A 19432-nucleotide genomic window follows, 5' to 3' on the forward strand; every position below is an offset into this window, starting at 1 on the left:
TGTTTGATAAAAAATAATGAAAAAAGTGAGCGGGTCACTCTAGAGAAAAGGAGTAGAAAAAAATGGCGGATTTAAAACGACTGTTCATTGGGAAACCATTGAAATCAGCCGAAAATGATGAACATAAATTAAGCAGATTTGCAGCGCTTGCGTTGTTATCTTCTGATGCACTTTCATCCATTGCGTATGGTACAGAACAAATAGTGGTGGTTCTGGTTACTTTGTCGGCGGCTGCGATTTGGTATTCATTGCCAATTGCTGCATTTGTTATTATTTTACTTATTTCTTTAACATTGTCGTACCGACAAATTATTCATGCGTATCCGCATGGCGGCGGCGCATACGTTGTTAGTAGTGAAAACCTCGGCAGAAATGCCGGTTTATTGGCTGGTGGTTCGTTGTTAGTCGATTATATGCTAACAGTAGCCGTTTCAGTTTCAGCGGGCGCAGAGGCGATTATATCGGCGATTCCGGCGTTATATGGTCATCAAGTAGCAATTTCTATTGGGATTGTGATATTGATTACCTTAATGAACTTGAGAGGCCTGCGAGAATCTGCTTCGTTCTTAATGTTGCCAGTGTATAGTTTTATCGCAATTATTACCTTACTGATTGTTGTTGGGCTATTTAAAATTGTGACTGGCGCACAGCCATTGAATGCGACAGCTTTACCAGGAGCCGTGGTTCCAGGAATTTCTATTGCCTTAGTTTTACGGGCGTTTTCATCTGGTTCTTCTTCCTTAACAGGGGTTGAAGCAATCAGTAATGCAGTGCCATTCTTTAAGAAACCACGAGCAAAAAATGCTGCTGGGACGTTAGCGTTAATGGCAACGATTTTAGGGTTCTTCTTCGTGGGGATTACGTTTATTAACTATTGGTATGGGATTGTGCCAAAAGAAGAAGTGACAGTTCTTTCACAAATTGGGAAAGCGGTCTTTGGTCAAAATATTTTATATTATTTATTACAGTTTGCGACAGCCTTAATTTTAGCGGTTGCCGCTAACACAGGATTCTCAGCCTTTCCAGTTTTGGCTTATAACTTAGCCAAAGATAAGTTTATGCCGCATATGTATATGGATCGTGGCGACCGTTTAGGCTATTCAAATGGTATTTTAACTTTAGCTGCTGGTTCCATTGTTTTATTATTGATTTTCCAAGGTTCCACAGAACGTTTAATCCCATTGTATTCAATTGGTGTGTTTATTCCGTTTGCTTTGTCTCAATCGGGGATGGTTGTAAAATGGCGAAAAGAAACTAAAAATTGGTTGCCAAAATCAATTGCTAACATTGTCGGCGCCTTTATCTCTTTCGCGATTATCGCCATTTTGTTTATTTATCGATTAGGGGACATCTGGCCGTTCTTTATTATTATGCCGGTGTTGATTTATGCATTTTATCGAGTCAATACTCACTATAAGAATGTGGCGGAACAGCTACGTTTAGAAGATGGGGCACAGTTGCATGAGTTTGATGGGAATACAGTTATTGTTCTAGTAGGGAACGTAACCAAGGCAAATGTCGGCGCCTTGAACTATGCGCGTTCCATTGGTGATTATGTTGTTGCTATGCATGTCTCAATGGATGAAAACGTTGAGAAGGAAAAAGAAATTCAGGAAGAGTTTAAAAAACACTTCCCGGATGTTCGTCTATCAATTGTCCATTCTTCGTATCGTTCACTGCAAAACCCTATCTTACGTTATGTTGATTTGGTTAGTAAAAATGCCACGAAGCATAACTACAGTACAACGGTTTTAGTACCACAATTTGTACCGAATAAACGTTGGCAAAATATTTTGCATAACCAAACAAGTTTACGCTTGCGGATTCGTTTAGCGTGGCGGGAAAATATTATTGTGGCTACCTATAGTTATCACTTGAAAAAATAAATAAAAAAGTCTGCCATCTTTTGAACTGACCCAATAAACTGAGACAAAATAAAAAAGCACCTCTTGTTGAATTCACGTTAAAATGAATTTAACTAGGAGGTGCTTTTTCAATGGGAAATCGAGTGTCTTATCCGATTCACATCAAAGAAATGGCTATACAGATGAAAAAAGAGAATATTCCTGTAAAAATGATTATGGAAGAATTAGGCATTAAAAACAAAACACAAATTGAAACATGGTGGCGTTGGTACCGTAATGGCGAGAATCATCGTCTGGTTCAACCCGTTGGAAAACAATATGCTTATGGAAAAGGTCCAGAAATTCGATCAAATGAACAACAGCTTAGAAATGAAAATAACTATTTAAAAATGCATATTGAGGTGCTAAAAAAGTACAAAGAATTGGAAAGGACGTGGAGCCAGAAATATTTGTAGAATTAGTTAAAAAAATGAAAGGAAAAATAACCATTACTGCATTGTGTCAACTTTTCGGCGTTTCGCGAGCTACTTATTATCGTTGGACTCATCGAAAAGACTTGGGAAAGTTAACACCTCTTGAAGAAGCCGTTCGTCGACTTTGCTTCCAGCATAAGTTTCGATATGGCTATCGAAAGATTACTGCGTTGATTAATCAGGAATACAAAGTAAACAAAAACACCGTACAAAAGATTATGCAGAAATATCATTGGAATTGTCGCGTGAAAATGAAGAAACGCAGTAAAGTGGGACAACCTTACACGGTTGTCGAGAACAAGCTAAATAGACAATTTTCTTCAGACGCTCCTTTAAAGAAATTGGTAACAGATATTACTTATCTGCCTTTTGGTCAAAAGCAATTGTATTTGTCTTCAATTATGGATTTATACAATGGTGAAATTATCGCCTATACCATCGGTGATAAGCAAGATACGGCTTTTGTTCTGGATACACTTGATCAATTGCCCCAAACAACGGATTGTCTATTGCATAGTGATCAGGGCTCTGTTTATACTTCTTTTGACTACCAGAATCAAATAAAAACAAAAGGCATTACCATGAGTATGTCCCGCAAAGGGACACCTTCAGATAATGCCTGCATCGAATCGTTTCATGCCTCACTAAAGTCTGAAACGTTCTACTTAGATGGGCTCACAAATGAACCTACATCTATTGTAATAGAAATTGTAAAAAAATACATTACTTATTATAATGAAAGTCGAATTCAACAAAAACTAGACTACCAATCGCCGATAGATTATCGGAAATCAGCAGTCTAGGAAAATGCTTTTTTATTCCTGTCTCACAATCTTAGGTCAGTTCCCTTTTGATGGCAGATTTTTTTATTGACGTAATTGTTTTTGATAAATTCTAGCGCAAGACTGCTCTTCAGTGGTTACCATTGTCAAAAATTCCCAGTCATATCTTTCATAAAAAGTAGTATGGTCTGTAAGCAAATAAAACTTTTTAAATCCAGAATTAGCAAGAAAATCACCAACTGTTGTTAAAAGAATTCCTGCTAAGCCTTGGTGACGAAATGTTGGTTCAACATACAATGCACAAAGGTTTGGCGTAAGGTCTGCACGATGGTGGAAGTCATTATCAATTACGCCCACGCCTGCAACGATGTCCTGCTGTTTATTCAAGCAGACCCACCAATGTGGTACGTGGTTTTCACTAGTTAGCATTTCCTGCATACTTGCTTGATACGCTTCAGCGGGGATTTGCCACTTTTGGCTAAACCATTGAGCAGCTGACGGAATTAAGCGTGGTTGTTGGTTTAAATCGATAATAGTATAGTTAGACATTATTAATCTCCTAGATAAAAGAACAGATCCCATTGAAAAGAAACAATGTTGGATCTGCTCTTTATTTTTTATTAATTGGAATGTTTGCTAGCTGGGTCTAAACGACGTTCAATAATCCCTAGAACCCAATCTGTGATAATCGCCATAAAGGCCGTTGGTAAGGCACCGACTAAAATGATAGAAGCACCATCTGTGGCATTGGTTCCACGAATAATAATATCCCCTAAACCACCAGCACCAACGAAAGCACCAATCGCAGTAATCCCGATTGCGACGACTAACGCATTTCGAATACCTGCCATGATTACTGACACAGATAAAGGTAACTCGACCATATAAAGGAGTTGTACTTTTGTCATACCCATTCCTTTACCAACATCTAAAATATTGCGATCCACTTGAATCATACCAGTGTACGTATTTTTGATAATTGGTAGGAGAGAATAAAGGAAGACCGTTACAACCACCGTGTTGACGCCTAAGCCCATTCCCAACATTAAAATCGAAAGCATTGCCAAAGCTGGTACTGTTTGGATAATGTTCGCTAAACGGATAATCCAGTTGGCTAAGCTACGTTTACGTGAAATCATAATCCCGATAGGAATCCCGACAATTGCAGCAAAGATTACGCCATAAATCGAAATTAAAAAGTGACGTAAAAATTGTTGAAAGACGTAGCCGCCATTTTGTTGGAAATAGTAGATAAATTGTTGGAATAAATTCATATTATTCATCTGTTACTCCCCCTCAAAATAGTTATTTTCTTTTAAGAAACGTTCGGCTACGACCGCAGGTTCAATTAAATCATTATCTGCTTGATAGTTCAATTCTTGCATTTTTTTGGTAGAAATTTTACCATCTAAGCGATTTAAGACATCTTTAATTTCCGGCGTTTCTTTTAATAATTTGTCACTAACCACAGGAGCGGCATCATAAGGCGGGAAGAAGCGCTTGTCATCTTTTAACATGACTAAATCGTAACTACCAATCCGGCCATCTGTTGAGTAACCTAAGATGACGTCCATTTTTCCAGCGTTGACTGCATCGTACACCAAGCCAATTTGCATTGGTAAAATAGATTTAAATTGGAAGTTGTATTCCTTTTTAAAGCCTTCATAACCGTCGCCTTCACGTGTGATCCACGCAGTATCGACACCAGCAACTAATTTGTCTGCGACTTTCCCTAAATCACTGACTGTTTTTAAATTGTATTTCTCAGCCGTTTCTTTTGTAACTAAGAATACATAAGTATTTTCAAACCCATATGAAGGGAACCAAGTTTGTTGATAACGTTTTTCAAATTCTGATTGAACTAGATTGAACGCTTTTTTAGGGTCTTTTTCCGCTGGTAAACCAAGCGTAGTAGTCACGTCAGTACCAGTATAACGAGCTGCAGAAATTGAGGCATCTCCGTTTAACATTGCTTGGTGATTGATGGTAGTAGTGGCTAAGTTGTTAATCACATTTGTTTTTTTATCTGTGTAATGCTCAACCATATCCGCTACAATGCTCCCTAAAATCTGCGCTTCTGAAGTAATCCCACCTGTAATGGCGACAGTGTTATCATCAGAAGTTGAAGCGAGACCAGGTAAAGAACAACCTGCCAATAAAAGTAAACTGCTTAAGAAGAGTAAGCTTAACTTGAGTTTCTTTTTCATCATTATTCGCCCTCCCTTAAAGCTTTTGGCGTTAAACGATTTTCTAATAATCCAAGAAGAACATCTGCTAAAAGCGCTAAAATAGTTATCGGAATAGTCCCGCCAAAGATTAATTCTGGCTGATAGTTATTTAATCCACTGAAAATCATATCACCAAGACCACCTGCACCAATATAAGAAGCCAGTGTAGCCCAAGCTATGACATAGACAGCAGCTAAACGAATGCCGGCCATAATTGTTGGCATGGCAATGGGTAATTCAACACTAAAAATAGACTGTAAATTGGTCATGCCCATGCCTTTAGCAACATCTCGGTAATTTTCATCGACATTTTTCATTCCGATATACGTGTTTCTTAAAATAGGTAGAAGGGAATAGATGAATAGCGCGATAATAGCGGGTGTTTTGCCGACACCAAAAATTGGAATCATCAAAGCTAATAAAGCCAACGAAGGAACCGTTTGTAAGGCACTTGTTAAACCAATGACAATATTGGCTACTTTGGGCAAACGTGTTAACCAAACGCCAACGGGCACAGCGATAGCGACCCCTAATAAAAGTGCAAAGAATGAAATATAAATATGTTCAATACTTTTTGAAATCATTTCTGATCCATATTCTTGAAAGAAGCTACTCATTGCTTACGCCTCCTCTTTATCAGTTTCGGACTCGCTTTGTTTTGCTTCTACAGCTTCACTAATCGTTGTTTCATCGCCCCAGATAACATCATAAACAATGTCAACAAGGGAAGCACGTGTTAAGATGCCCACCACTCGTTTTTGTTCATCAACGACTGGCACATATTTTAAGCCACGTTTTAAGATTCTTTGTAAAGCATCACGTAAAAGAGCGGTTTTTTGAACAAAGAAGACATCTTTATTCAAGATATCACCGACACTAGAAGCTTTGCCACGTTGCTGATCTAATGTTTCAACATCGATAAAGCCTTTAAGCACATGGGAATTATCAACAACTAATAAGGTATCAACCCGTTTTTCACGCATCAATTTAATCGCTTCTTGTAAAGATTTTTCCGGCGTGATAGTAATAGCTGAATTTAACATGACTTCATCAACAGTGGTGAAATCAGGTTTGGCTTGTAATAGGCGATCTTCTCCGATGAGTTCTTCTACAAATTCATTGGCTGGATGACGTAAAATATTATCTGGTGTGTCAAATTGAATTACTTTGCCTTCGCTCATAATGGCAATTTTATTTGCTAATTTCAACGCTTCATCCATATCATGAGTAACAAAGACGATAGTTTTTCCTAAACGTTCTTGCAAATCTTTCACTAAATCTTGTAATGAATCACGGGTGATAGGATCTAAAGCACCAAAAGGTTCATCCATTAGAATAATATCTTGATTGGCAGCTAAAGCCCGCACAACGCCGATTCTTTGTTGTTGTCCGCCAGAAAGTTCATTGGGATAGCGGTCCAACATTTCTCGTGGTAACTCAACCAAATCAATCATTTTTTCAGCTATCTTATTGCGTTCTTCCACAGGTACTTTTAATAATTTAGGCACTAAAACGATATTTTCACGAATGGTCATGTGAGGCATCAAGCCGATATTTTGAATGACATAGCCAATTTGGCGACGTAGCTCTACAGGATTGATTTTTTGAATATCTTGGCCATCAATTAAAATTTTTCCTTTTGAAGGGTCGGTCATGCGGTTAAGCATCCGCATTGATGTTGTTTTTCCACTACCACTTGTTCCGATGAAGCAGATAAATTCACCTTTATCGAAAGACAAATTAATGTCATCAACGGCGACTTTTCCGCCTTTATAAAATTTTGATACATGCTGAAATTCTATCAACTTACTCACCTCAACTAAATATTTTGAAAATGTATCTTATTACTAGTATGCTATAAAAATGCGATTTCGACAAATGTAATCTATTTTTAATGGGAAAAAGAAGGCGGTAAAATTTTTTTAATTCGTTCTAAAAAAAAGAAAAGATAACTATTGTTTAGTAAAAGTTATCTGAACGAAACAAGATGTTAAAAAGAGTATTCTGAGAAGGAAGAAAAGCCGCTATAACAAAGAAAAGTGTCCTTTGTAGCAAGTTGACGGGAGCTGAGTTTTTCATTAGAATGGAAAGAGAACAAGGGAATAAAATAAAAAAAGGCGCTTCATGATTTAGCGGCAACTAAATCACGAAGCCTTGAATAGTCACCTGTGCAAGTGGACCATCAAGTTGCCCGTTCAATCAATGGAAACCATTGATCACTTTTATTTTACTGAATTTTTGAAAAAATTACCAGTTTTTTTAAGAAGTAAGAAGTGGAAGAACGAAGGATGCTTTTTATGGAATGTGCAATGACGTTCAGAAAAATCTGAAGGTCATTTTTTATTCTCTTGTTCAAACATTCAAACATAGGGGAAGAGAGACGGACGTAATTTTGTCACCGATTATTACGTCCGTCTTCCGTTGTTTTCTAAAGCGTTGGTTACATGTCTTTGTAGAGGTTGGCTTCAATTGCAGTCCGTTTTGGTTCTAAAAAAGGCGGTAAAGCCAACGTTTCCCCTAAATGTTCCAGAGGCTCATCCAATGTAAAACCAGGAGCCAAAGTAGCAAATTCAACCCGATTCCCGCCTGGTTCACGAATGTATAAACTTTTAAAATATCCACGACTTACATACATTTCAATTTCCCAGCCTTGTGCTAAAGCGCGCGTGTGTAGTTCTTGTAATGCTTCATCATCAGCCACAGAAAAAGCAATATGATCCATACTGCCACGCCCCATTCGGCTTGTTTTATCCGACGTTGTTTGATGAACAGAAAAGCTTTCCGTCTCACTTAAAATAATCGTATTGCCAACTGCTTGCCAACCAAGAAATGTTTCAAAAAAGGCCAAGGTTTTTTCAGAATCTGGCACATGAAATTCAGTAGAGGCCAAACCGATAATTTGAACCGCTGCTGGAATGTCGTTAGAAACAACGAGTGTTTCTTTTAATGGATTTTCAGGAACTTCTGTCAGGATAATATGCGTATCATCTGGATCACTGAAATGTAGGCTCTTTTCTTTTTTGTTAAATGGAATTTTGTTTTCTGTTAAACGTTGTTCCCAAAAGGAAAGGCTGTTTTGGGGAATTTTTAAGCCAATCGTGGCTAAATAATTTTTTTCTTCATAGCGGTTGCCTAATAAGGGCACGATAAAAAAAGTTACTAAGCTTCCCGGTGTGCCTTGATAATCGCCATAAAAATAATGAGGCATGCGATTGTTGTCTTGATTGACGGTATTTTTGACAAAACGTAAGCCTAACAATTTTGTATAGAATGATTGGTTTTCTTGACCATGACGCGCTAATAGTGAAACATGATGAAATTGAGCATGCATTTTGAGTTCCTCCTCTAAATAACTATGTATACTTACTTAAAGTAAGTATAGTGCTTCTGACATTTTTTGACAACTATTTAGTTTGATTCAGAAGGCTGACATAGCCAGAAACAAGAAAAAGTGTTAGAATAACCAAGATAAAAACTAGTAGAAAGAGTGACGGAAATGCTAAGTACAGAAGATTTTGATTTTGATTTACCAGAAGAATTAATTGCTCAAACCCCACTAAAAGATCGCGCTAGTTCACGATTATTAGTTGTAAATAAAGAAACAGGGGACATGGAGGATAAACATTTCCATGATATTCTTGATGAATTACAGCCTGGGGATGCATTAGTCATGAATAATACCCGGGTACTGCCGGCCCGTTTATATGGAGAAAAACCTGAAACAGGCGGTCATTTGGAAGTTTTACTTTTAACAAATACAGAAGGCGATACATGGGAAACCTTGATTAAACCCGCGAAACGTGCAAAAGTCGGCACGGAAATTCAATTTGGCGATGGTCGCCTAAAAGCGGTGGTTAAAGAAGAGTTGGAACATGGTGGTCGAATCATTGAATTTAAATATGATGGTATTTTCTTAGAAATTTTAGAATCGTTAGGAGAAATGCCATTGCCGCCATATATCAAAGAACGTCTAGATGACCCAGATCGTTATCAAACGGTTTATGCTGAAGAAAATGGTTCAGCTGCAGCACCAACAGCGGGTTTGCATTTTACAAAAGAACTATTAGAAGAGATCAAAGCAAAAGGTGTTCATCTCGTTTATTTAACTTTACATGTCGGTTTAGGAACATTCCGTCCCGTGAGCGTTGATAATATAGAAGAACATCATATGCATAGCGAATTCTATCGTTTAACTGAAGAAGCGGCTAAGCAATTAAATGAAGTGCGCCAAGCAGGCGGTCGGATTGTTGCGGTTGGAACAACTTCTATTCGTACGTTGGAAACAATTGGCACAAAATTTAATGGTGAAATCCAAGCTGACAGTGGCTGGACCGATATTTTTATCACACCAGGGTATCAATTTAAAGTCGTAGAGGCTTTTTCAACGAACTTCCATTTACCAAAGTCTACGTTGGTGATGCTTGTGAGTGCCTTTGCAGGAAAAGACTTAACATTGGCTGCTTATCAACATGCAATTGAGGAAAAATATCGTTTCTTTAGTTTTGGCGATGCAATGTTTATTAAATAAGCGACACTTTGTGAGCAGAATACTTGGGATTGAAACAAAAATATATTATGATAAACACGTGATTTTTGGAATCACAGTAAAGGTGTGCTTTATTTTTTCTTCCCCTGTAAATAATAAAGTTAGAAACCAAAACGCTACTAGAGCAAAAATGCTTAGTAGACAATCTTAGAATAAAAAGAACGACGCAACCAAGGTTGCGCCGTTCTTTTTTTATGTAAGAAAAGATTAATTATTGAAACAACAATACGAAGAAGTGCTTTCTTCGTATTGCCGGTACTAAGTTGTACCTCGGCAACTCCAAGTACAATCAGAAAAATTGTCTTGTTAAGTACAGCTTATACTGTTTAGGCTTCTTGTTCTACATCGTCATTCAGTGTTTCTTTGAAGGTGAACACATCATCAATGGTTACGCCAAAGACGTTCGCGATGTCATGCGCAAGAAGTAATGAAGGATTGTACTTGTTTCGTTCCAGTTGAATAATTGTTTGTCGAGAGACACCGACTCGATTAGCCAAATCTTGCTGGGTCATACGAGCCATAGCACGATAAACATGAATTGAACTTTCAAACGAAGATTTTTTCTTTTTTCGCATAGCATTCCCTCCTTTAAAAGAAGATAAAATAGAATGTGCACCTTGAATATAACACATATGATTATTTGATACAAATATATTTTATTGCCTAAAAGAAAAAACCGAGCTTAAATTTAAGCTCGGCCTTGTTAACGGGAAGACATCAATTGGTTGAATAAGTGTTTACATTTCGCGATACATGTAAAGCAAAAGGTGAACGTGATGTGGTGAAACTAAAACCTTGTTTTCATACAGTTTCGACGCTTGGATGGTGGATAACTTGCGTTAGGTGATAACAGATAGGGTAAATGCTTTATAGAAACTCCATCCTTCTATAACCTTTCCCTATTTTCCGATACGAGTTATCACTAACAATTACTCTACACGTATTGTTTACAGGTGAATCTTGCAATTCTAACAACTTTGAGTTTACCGATTTTTATCTACTGAGAAAATCTTCAACCAATTGATTTGCATGTCCTCCTTACACTTAAAGAATAGCACCTTTTGGAAGCGTTTGCAAGTTATAACACTTATTAATAAGATTAAATATAATATTTTTCTGGTTATTTTATAACATGTAAAATAAATAATTGTGCGAACTAAATAACATTGTATTTTTTGTTGTTTTTGTGTTGAATATATAGAAATAAACTATTTTTTATCAGACAAAATGAAAAAAATGTCCATTGCTTTTTGGCTGAATTCGTTTCTTTTTTCATAAAATTCCCATAATCAAATAGAAACATTGCTGTAGCAACAACGAAAATACCAGTTTTTTCTGGACATATGAGAGAACGCTAAGCCAAAGATGAAAAAAGTTGCGTGTTCAAAAAAAATCATGTTATATTTAATAGAGACACTATTATATAGGAAGAAAAAATTAGAGGGGGAATAGGATGGAAGCTTACAAGCAAACTGTCGATACTGTCACAAAAGAAGTTTCAGTCAATACTGAAACTGGTTTAACACAACAAGAGGCCCAACAACGGCTGAAAGAAAATGGCCGCAATCAATTTGAAGAGGCTAAGAAGGATTCTGTGTTAAAGAAATTCATTCACAGTTTATCTGATTTTACAACGATTATTTTATTAGTTGCTGCGGCAATTTCGTTTTATACAGCAATCGTAACAGAACATGGCGAATATTTTGAAGGAATCTTAATTATTGCAATTGTGATTATCAATGCTGTTTTAGCCATTGTTCAAGAAGGAAATGCTGAAAAATCTCTGGCGGCTTTACAAGACATGAACAAGCAAAGTAGTGCAGTCTTACGAGATGGCAAGGTAATCGAAGTCGATGCTGAAGAACTAGTAGTAGGAGATGTTCTAGTTCTTGAAGCTGGTTCAATGATTACAGCCGATGCACGACTTATTCAAGCTTCTCAAATGCGCATAGAAGAGTCAGCACTAACAGGTGAAAGTGAACCTGTTGAAAAAGATCCTACATACGTGGGGCATGACGATGATGGCTTAGGAGATCAAATAAATATGATTTTCAAAGGCTGTACCGTTGTGAATGGCCGCGGACGAGCAGTAGTAACTGCAACAGGAATGAATACAGAAATGGGTAAAATTGCTGGGTTACTGAATAACAGCGATCAGCAAAAAACACCATTACAAAAACGCTTGAATCAATTAGGTAAACGTATTAGTTTGTTAGCCTTAGGGGCTGCGGCAATTGTTTTCATTATTGGTGAACTGCAAGGAGAACCGCTTCTTGAAATGTTTATGACAGCCGTTTCCTTAGCGGTGGCAGCTGTACCAGAAACACTAACCGTGATTGTAACGTTAACCTTAGCATATGGTGTTCAAAAAATGGCTAAGAAACATGCGATTATTCGTCGATTGCCAGCAGTAGAAACGCTAGGAACTGCGAATGTTATCTGTTCTGATAAGACAGGAACACTGACACAAAATAAAATGCGCGTCCGCCGAGTATGGCATCGTGGTGATGAAGTAACGGATACGGAAGATGCCATGACCGATGAAGCCATGGAAGTATTGAAAATGGCTGCTTTATGTACAGATGTCATTGTGGAAAAAGAAGGCGATGAACTAACTGTTACAGGGAATCCGACAGAAGCGGCAATTGTTCGTGCTGTCGAAGAAAATTATCATACTAAAGAAGAACTTGAAGAAAAATATCCTCGTATTGGTGAAATTCCCTTTGATTCAGAACGAAAAATGATGACTACGGTCCATCAATGGGGGAAAAAGTACATCTCAATTACTAAAGGAGCCTTTGATGTGTTACTACCACGTTTTGGTTTCGGAGATGTCGATCAAGCGGCTATTGTTAATGATCGTTTCGGAAAACGAGCGTTACGAGTTATTGCTGTCGGTTATGCCGTATATGATGAACCACCCAAGGAAATTACATCAGAGGCTTTAGAAAAAAATCTTCGCTTGTTAGGCTTAATTGGCATGATTGATCCACCACGTCCAGAAAGTAAGGGCGCCATTGCTCGTGCGAAAAAAGCTGGAATTAAAACAGTCATGATTACTGGTGATCACGTGGTAACAGCCAGTGCAATTGCTAAAGAATTAGGAATTTTAAAAGATAAAAGTGAAGCCTTATCTGGTTCAGAACTGAAAAAAATGAGTGATGAAGAATTAGATAAACGTGTTAAAGATTTATCCGTTTATGCACGTGTAACCCCTGAAGATAAAATTCGAATTGTTCAATCATGGCAACGTTCTGGCGCTGTTGTAGCAATGACCGGAGATGGCGTGAATGATGCGCCAGCCTTGAAAGCTAGTGATGTCGGTTGCGCAATGGGGATTACTGGAACAGATGTGGCCCAAGGCGCTTCAGATATGATTTTGACGGACGATAACTTTGCAACTATTGTTGATGCAGTGGCGCAAGGACGTGCCGTGTACCGAAATATTCGTAAAGCCATTAACTTCTTGTTAAGCTGTAATATTTCTGAGATTTTTATTGTTTTAATTGCCATGTTACTTGGTTGGGGTGCGCCATTTACTGCAGTTCAATTGTTGTTTGTTAACGTGGTCGCAGATGGGTTACCTGGTTTTGCATTAGGAAAAGAACCAGCGGAAAAAGGAATTATGGATGAGGCACCAATCCCTAAAAACGAAGGGATTTTTGCACGAGGCTTATGGCAAAAGATTGGGATTAATGCAGCAGTGTTCACAGTCATTACTTTGTTTGGTTTTTACCTAGGTGCCTTTGTACCAGGTGTTTCAGCCTATGTTTCAAACAGCTATGAAGTTGGACAAACAGTGGCATTTTTAATCTTAGCTTATTCCTCTATCTTACATGTCTTTAATGTTCGTAGTGCGAACTCTGTTTTCCGTGTAAAATTATCAAGCAACAAGTCGCTCTTTGAAATGGTCGTTTTAGCATTACTAATTACCACAACCATTGCTTTATTACCATTCACACAAGAACTATTTGGATTAGTGCATATTAGTTTAAATCATTGGATGTTAGCAATTTTCCTATCCTTTGTGCCAATTTTCGTCAATGAAATGATTAAGTTCCATTTCTCTGAAGTCGAAGAGGAAGAAGAAGTAATTTAAATTTAACAGGAATAAAAGGAGCTACCTTTGTTCAGAAAATTATCTTAATAGTTAGCAAGTGGGGCAGCAGTCGTTTCGACTGCTGCCCCACTTATTTTTGATTTTTCTTTTTTCAAAATAGGTGGGTTTCTTATCTAAGATGAACATTCTCTAACAAAAAGACTTGCTAAACGATTTAAAACGTATTATAGTGAGTAGCATCGTTAGTCAAAAAGCGCTTTTTGACTAATGAAAAAGATATATAAAACGTTATATAATAAAGAGTTTTAAAAGTTTTTATGGAGCTGTTGGTTAAACTAAACGAAGTCATTTCTTTTGTAGGAGGAAAGTATTGTGTTACACAAAGCAGAGGGGTTTGATCGTCGGAAATTTACGATGGCAGGGATCTTAGTTGCCATGGGCGTTGTCTATGGAGATATTGGAACGAGCCCTTTATATGTAATGAAAGCCATTGTAGGAGATAATGGTGGCTTGGCACGGGTTTCTGAATCGTTTATTTTAGGTTCGGTCTCGTTAATTTTTTGGACATTGACTATCTTAACCACGATTAAATATGTTGTTATTGCTTTAAATGCTGATAACCATGGAGAAGGTGGGATTTTCTCTCTTTATACATTGGTTCGTAAAAAAAGTAAGTATTTGATTATTCCCGCAATGATTGGCGGCGCCGCTTTACTGGCTGATGGCGTTTTGACCCCAGCTGTGACAGTGACGACAGCGATTGAAGGCTTACGGGGGATTCCGGCATTTTTTGAACGTTTTGGCAATGACCAAACGATTATAGTGGTCATTACGTTGACGATTATTTTAATTCTTTTTTCTGTTCAACGATTTGGAACAGAATTGGTCGGGAAAGCTTTTGGGCCGATTATGTTCTTGTGGTTTACTTTTTTAGGCATCATTGGTTTAATGAATTTTAGCCAAGATTGGACGGTTATTCGTGCATTAAATCCATATTATGCTTTGCAATTACTAGTCAGTCCAGAAAATAAATTAGGTCTATTTATTTTAGGGAATATTTTCTTGGCTACAACTGGTGCTGAAGCTTTATATTCTGATTTAGGGCATGTAGGAAAAATGAATATCCGCATTAGCTGGCCGTATATTAAGATTTGTTTGATTCTTAATTATTTAGGGCAAGCTGCGTGGTTGTTAACGGTCAAAGAAAACCCTGAAATGCAGGCATTAGCTGAAATTAACCCGTTTTTCCAAATGATTCCACGAGGTATTCTTGTATTTGGCGTTGTTTTTGCAACAATCGCCGCAGTGATTGCTTCGCAAGCGTTAATATCAGGTTCGTATACTTTAGTTTCTGAAGCGATTAAATTGAAGTTATTACCAAGACTTAAAATTATTTATCCTGGGAGTAATATCGGTCAAATGTATATTCCAGCGGTGAATTTAATTTTATGGTTAGCTTGTTCAGCAATCGTGCTGGCTTTTAGAACATCGACACACATGGAAGCTGCGTATGGTCTATCGATTACGATTACGATGTTAATGACAACCATTTTATTGTTGTTTTATCTTTTGGATAAAATTCCAGCTTGGTCTGCGTATCTAATTTCCTTGTTCTTTGCTGCCATTGAAGTTGTCTTTTTCTTTTCAAGTGCTGCGAAGTTTTTCCATGGTGGATATGTTGCTGTGGGAATGGCAGTCTTCTTGTTATGCATCATGATTATTTGGGAACGCGGCAACGAGATTAAGGAAGCGACGGCGGAACAAGTGTCGTTGGAAAAATATGTACCACAACTTAAAGCTTTGAAAGAAGATACATCTGTACCTATGTATCAAACCAACGTGGTCTTTTTAACCTCCGATCGAGTGGACGGCGAAATTAATCGTAATATTATTTATTCGATTTTGGACAAACAACCAAAACGAGCGAATGTTTATTGGTTTGTTAATGTTCAGGTAACAGATGAACCCTTTACTCAAGAGTATTCTGTTGATATGTTAGGGACTGATTTTATTGTGCAAGTTCAGCTATATTTAGGCTTCCATATTTCTCAAGAAGTGAATGTATATTTAAGACAAATTGTTCATGACTTGATGAAAACAGGCCGCTTGCCAAAACAGCCACAACGTTATTCATTAACGCCAGGAAGAGAAGTTGGCGATTTCCAATTTGTATTAATTCAAGAAGAATTATCTAACGTTTCTGAACTGAAAAAATGGGATCGACAAATTATGCAGGCAAAATTAGCTATCAAAAACTTAACTACCTCTCCTGAAAGTTGGTTTGGCTTGGAATACAGTGAAGTCAAATATGAATCCGTTCCTTTAATCATTGGTCCACAACGGAAAACGCACTTAGTTGAACGAAAGAATCGTTCATAAATAGAAGAAATTTAACTAAAAGATTGAGCCTAAGTCCTTGAGATACATGGCTCAATCTTTTTTGTAGAATCAGAGTAAATACTGTAATTCCACAAAGAATTCATTTAAAAGTGTTTGGTCTTTAAAGGAATTCATTCGCTTAAAGATGGCCAGTAAGACTTCTTTTTGTGGTTCAGTTAATTGATCTACTTTTAACAAAGGAAGAAAAGCGATAATCAGAGAATAATCCAATTCTGGATTTTGAGAATGTGTAAATAATTCATGGAGTTCTGACAAAATAAACGGATGATAATAAGATTGGTCAGACTGTTCTTCTGCAGTTGTTGGTTCATAAATAGAAATACTCTCTCGGGAATGAGAGGGGGCTTCTACTGTTAAAGGAAAAGCATAAAAGGACTGCTGTAACTTTTGCGCTTGAATCATAATTTTTAAGGAATCGTGATAGGATAGCTGTTCTTCAGATAAACGTACCATCAACTGAGTAAAAAAAGGTGGTTTTAGCAGTTGTTTATTTTGAAAATTTTCTTTTAATAGCTGGCGCACAAATCGATCAAAATCACCATAAAGTAGCCAATCTACTGTTGTGTCACAGGCTTTAGCGATTTTTTTTAAGTATCGTTTATTGGGTAAATTCAAACCTAATTCCCAGTTACTAATTGTACTTCCACTAGATAAACCAATTTTATTGGCTAAATAACGTAAAGTGTACTTCTTCTTTTTTCGAGCTTCACGCATGCGCGCCCCGACTTGCTTTGTAGTAATTTTCATTGAAACACTCCTTTTGTAATAAATATGAGGATAAGGTGTTCTTAAAATATACATACGCAAAATTCGGCTCTTTTTTTTTCTAAACTAAAAAAAGTAATTATTTCTAACAATTTTCATCTTGTGCTATGCTTAAGATGAAAATACTTAAGAAGAGAAGGGATCATATGTCAGCAAAACATAATCATGAACAACACCAGGAAAAACAGCCAACAGTGTCCCACGATAAAATGAATCACATGAATCATGACATGGCGCATGAACAAATGGCTATGTCACACCAACATGAAGGAATGAAGGGAATGGACCATTCAATGCATATGGGGAATTTTAAACAAAAATTCTGGCTGTCATTGATTTTAGCTATTCCGATTATTGTTCTTTCACCAATGATGGGTTTTCAATTACCTTTTCAATTTACTTTTCCAGGTTCTGATTGGTTGGTCTTAATTTTAGCAACAGTGTTATTTTTTTATGGTGGACAACCATTTTTAAGTGGCGCTAAAATGGAATTACAGCAAAAGAGTCCAGCAATGATGACGTTAATTGCGATGGGGATTTCGGTATCATATTTTTACAGCCTATATGCGTTTTACATGAATCATTTTACGAATCAGGCCCACGTGATGGACTTTTTCTGGGAATTAGCCACTCTGATTGTTATTATGCTTTTAGGCCATTGGATTGAAATGAATGCTATTTCTAATGCTGGTGATGCCTTGAAAAAAATGGCTGAACTGTTACCTGACACAGTCAAGCGAATGACTGAACATGGGGAAGAAGAAATTCCTTTGCAAGATGTTCAAGAAGGCGATCGCTTGATTGTTCGTTCGGGAGATAAAATTCCGACAGATGGTAAAATTTTGAAAGGAAGCACAACAGTCGACGAATCGATGGTTACAGGGGAATCAAAAACAGTAGAAAAAAACATTGGCGACTCCGTGATTGGTGGAGCTGTCAATGGCAACGGAATGATTGAAATTTCAGTAACTGGCACGGGTGAAAATAGTTACCTGTCAAAAGTTATGGAGATGGTTAAACAAGCGCAATCGGAAAAATCAAAACTAGAATCCATTTCAGACCGTGTAGCCAAGTGGTTATTCTATATTGCCTTATTCGTAGGTGTGTTAGCATTTATCGGTTGGTTACTCGTAACGAAAGATCTGTCGCTAGCATTTGAACGAATGGTTACAGTTTTTATTATTGCCTGTCCCCATGCGTTAGGCTTAGCAATTCCTTTAGTGATTGCTAGAAGTACCTCCATTGCTGCTAAAAATGGCTTACTTTTAAAAAATCGGAATGCATTAGAACAAGCCAATAAGGTTGAATATGTGTTGCTGGATAAAACTGGTACTTTAACAGAAGGACAATTTACAGTTACTGGCTTAGAATTAATGAGTAAGCAGTTTACTAGAGAAGAAGCACTTAAATATATTGGGGCATTGGAAAAAAATGCAAACCATCCGTTGGCAATTGGGATCATGAACTATTTAAATAAACAAGCCGTTCAACCTTATGAAGCCCATAATCTGCAAGCTTTATCAGGCGTAGGACTGGTTGCTACTGTTCAAAACCAAGAAGTCAAAATAGTCAATGAAAAAGAAGTTGCACGGTTACAGTTAACCTTCGATGAAACAATTAAAACAAACTATCAAGAGCAAGGAAACACCTTGAGCTATTTAATCATCGCTGGTCAATTAGTCGCACTGCTTGCTTTAGGGGATAAAGTCAAACCAGAAGCTAAAACATTTATTGCAGAGTTACAAGCGCAAGGAATTACGCCAGTCATGTTAACAGGGGATAATCAAACAGCTGCCAGTGCAGTTGCTAATTATTTAGGAATGAAGGAATACTACGCAGAGCTCTTACCAGAAGATAAAGAAAAAATTGTGCAACAGTATCTTACTGAGGGGCATCAGGTCATGATGGTAGGAGACGGTATTAACGATGCACCAAGTTTAGCCCGTGCTTCAATCGGCATTGCGATAGGCGCTGGTACAGATGTAGCGATTGATTCGGCAGATGTTGTACTGACGGATAGTGATCCTAAAGATATTTTAAGGTTCTTAGATTTAGCCAAACAAACACGACGTAAAATGATCCAAAATCTTTGGTGGGGAGCTGGGTACAATATTGTCGCCATTCCTTTAGCGGCTGGGGTTCTTGCACCAATTGGGATTGTTTTAAATCCAGCTGTAGGTGCTGTCTTGATGTCATTAAGTACAATTATTGTAGCAGCAAATGCTATGACACTGCATATTTCAAAAAAATAATTCGATATAATTGTAGAGAGCGGAAAGTAATCAATACTTTTTGTTCTCTATTTTTTTCTTC

General features: G+C 37.4%; 14 protein-coding genes. 6 read left to right on the forward strand and 8 right to left on the reverse strand.

What is annotated here, in order from left to right; all coding sequences use genetic code 11:
• The first annotated feature begins 62 nt into the window (after positions 1-62).
• Positions 63-1886 carry an APC family permease gene (locus tag IGL17_RS02955; RefSeq protein WP_002379167.1) on the forward strand — a complete coding sequence of 608 codons (1824 nt, stop codon included), beginning with the start codon at positions 63-65 and terminating at the stop codon, positions 1884-1886.
• Between the two features lie 110 nt (positions 1887-1996).
• A protein-coding gene (locus IGL17_RS02960) for an IS3 family transposase (protein WP_202255333.1) occupies positions 1997-3141 on the forward strand; the annotation gives its coding sequence in 2 pieces (ribosomal slippage) (positions 1997-2270 and positions 2270-3141; 1146 coding nt in all).
• 63 nt (positions 3142-3204) lie between these two features.
• On the opposite strand, the gene IGL17_RS02965 is transcribed toward IGL17_RS02960, so the two are convergent.
• The 6 genes from IGL17_RS02965 to IGL17_RS02990 form a co-directional block, all read right to left on the reverse strand.
• Positions 3205-3669, reverse strand: a complete 465-nt coding sequence (locus IGL17_RS02965; RefSeq protein ID WP_010828598.1) for a GNAT family N-acetyltransferase — start codon at positions 3667-3669, stop codon at positions 3205-3207.
• A gap of 71 nt (positions 3670-3740) precedes the next feature.
• Positions 3741-4403: an ABC transporter permease gene (locus tag IGL17_RS02970; RefSeq protein ID WP_002363261.1), complete on the reverse strand. Its 663-nt coding sequence runs from the start codon at positions 4401-4403 to the stop codon at positions 3741-3743.
• Between the two features lie 3 nt (positions 4404-4406).
• A complete protein-coding gene (locus tag IGL17_RS02975) occupies positions 4407-5327 on the reverse strand; it encodes an osmoprotectant ABC transporter substrate-binding protein (RefSeq protein WP_002355743.1) in 921 nt (306 codons plus the stop codon).
• A 2-nt stretch (positions 5328-5329) separates the two neighbouring features.
• Positions 5330-5965: an ABC transporter permease gene (locus tag IGL17_RS02980; RefSeq protein WP_438759943.1), complete on the reverse strand. Its 636-nt coding sequence runs from the start codon at positions 5963-5965 to the stop codon at positions 5330-5332.
• A 3-nt stretch (positions 5966-5968) separates the two neighbouring features.
• On the reverse strand, positions 5969-7162 hold the full coding sequence (locus IGL17_RS02985) for a betaine/proline/choline family ABC transporter ATP-binding protein (RefSeq protein ID WP_002355745.1): 1194 nt from the start codon (positions 7160-7162) through the stop codon (positions 5969-5971).
• A 626-nt stretch (positions 7163-7788) separates the two neighbouring features.
• Positions 7789-8679 (reverse strand): ring-cleaving dioxygenase, encoded by an 891-nt coding sequence (locus IGL17_RS02990; protein WP_002361334.1) that lies wholly within the window; start codon positions 8677-8679, stop codon positions 7789-7791.
• Positions 8680-8844: 165 nt separating this feature from the next.
• On the opposite strand from IGL17_RS02990, the gene queA reads away from it, so the two are divergent.
• Positions 8845-9876 (forward strand): tRNA preQ1(34) S-adenosylmethionine ribosyltransferase-isomerase QueA, encoded by a 1032-nt coding sequence (gene queA / locus IGL17_RS02995; RefSeq protein ID WP_002355747.1) that lies wholly within the window; start codon positions 8845-8847, stop codon positions 9874-9876.
• Between the two features lie 344 nt (positions 9877-10220).
• On the opposite strand, the gene IGL17_RS03000 is transcribed toward queA, so the two are convergent.
• Positions 10221-10526: a helix-turn-helix transcriptional regulator gene (locus IGL17_RS03000; RefSeq protein ID WP_002355748.1), complete on the reverse strand. Its 306-nt coding sequence runs from the start codon at positions 10524-10526 to the stop codon at positions 10221-10223.
• Positions 10527-11347: 821 nt separating this feature from the next.
• Here IGL17_RS03000 and IGL17_RS03005 point away from each other — a divergent pair.
• Positions 11348-13993, forward strand: a complete 2646-nt coding sequence (locus tag IGL17_RS03005; RefSeq protein ID WP_016618006.1) for a calcium-translocating P-type ATPase, PMCA-type — start codon at positions 11348-11350, stop codon at positions 13991-13993.
• A 333-nt stretch (positions 13994-14326) separates the two neighbouring features.
• A complete protein-coding gene (locus IGL17_RS03010; RefSeq protein WP_002381294.1) occupies positions 14327-16333 on the forward strand; it encodes a KUP/HAK/KT family potassium transporter in 2007 nt (668 codons plus the stop codon).
• A 69-nt stretch (positions 16334-16402) separates the two neighbouring features.
• On the opposite strand, the gene IGL17_RS03015 is transcribed toward IGL17_RS03010, so the two are convergent.
• Complete coding sequence (locus IGL17_RS03015) at positions 16403-17101, reverse strand: helix-turn-helix domain-containing protein (protein ID WP_016618007.1); 699 nt, start codon at positions 17099-17101, stop codon at positions 16403-16405.
• Between the two features lie 125 nt (positions 17102-17226).
• Here IGL17_RS03015 and IGL17_RS03020 point away from each other — a divergent pair, with 125 nt between their 5' ends.
• Positions 17227-19371 (forward strand): heavy metal translocating P-type ATPase, encoded by a 2145-nt coding sequence (locus IGL17_RS03020; protein WP_016618008.1) that lies wholly within the window; start codon positions 17227-17229, stop codon positions 19369-19371.
• The last annotated feature ends 61 nt before the right edge of the window (positions 19372-19432 follow it).

Source organism: Enterococcus sp. AZ088 (genome assembly GCF_051714845.1).
Classification (GTDB): domain Bacteria; phylum Bacillota; class Bacilli; order Lactobacillales; family Enterococcaceae; genus Enterococcus; species Enterococcus faecalis.

Excerpts from the sequence above, each read along its gene's own strand:
- IGL17_RS02955 (WP_002379167.1), top strand. The coding sequence starts at position 63 with ATGGCGGATTTAAAACGACTGTTCATTGGGAAACCATTGAAATCAGCC.
- IGL17_RS02970 (WP_002363261.1), bottom strand. The coding sequence starts at position 4,403 with ATGAATAATATGAATTTATTCCAACAATTTATCTACTATTTCCAACAA.
- IGL17_RS03020 (WP_016618008.1), top strand. The coding sequence starts at position 17,227 with ATGCTTAAGATGAAAATACTTAAGAAGAGAAGGGATCATATGTCAGCA.
- IGL17_RS02980 (WP_438759943.1), bottom strand. The coding sequence starts at position 5,965 with ATGAGTAGCTTCTTTCAAGAATATGGATCAGAAATGATTTCAAAAAGT.
- IGL17_RS03000 (WP_002355748.1), bottom strand. The coding sequence starts at position 10,526 with ATGTGTTATATTCAAGGTGCACATTCTATTTTATCTTCTTTTAAAGGA.
- IGL17_RS02965 (WP_010828598.1), bottom strand. The coding sequence starts at position 3,669 with ATGTCTAACTATACTATTATCGATTTAAACCAACAACCACGCTTAATT.
- queA (WP_002355747.1), top strand. The coding sequence starts at position 8,845 with ATGCTAAGTACAGAAGATTTTGATTTTGATTTACCAGAAGAATTAATT.
- IGL17_RS02990 (WP_002361334.1), bottom strand. The coding sequence starts at position 8,679 with ATGCATGCTCAATTTCATCATGTTTCACTATTAGCGCGTCATGGTCAA.
- IGL17_RS03005 (WP_016618006.1), top strand. The coding sequence starts at position 11,348 with ATGGAAGCTTACAAGCAAACTGTCGATACTGTCACAAAAGAAGTTTCA.
- IGL17_RS03015 (WP_016618007.1), bottom strand. The coding sequence starts at position 17,101 with ATGAAAATTACTACAAAGCAAGTCGGGGCGCGCATGCGTGAAGCTCGA.
- IGL17_RS02975 (WP_002355743.1), bottom strand. The coding sequence starts at position 5,327 with ATGAAAAAGAAACTCAAGTTAAGCTTACTCTTCTTAAGCAGTTTACTT.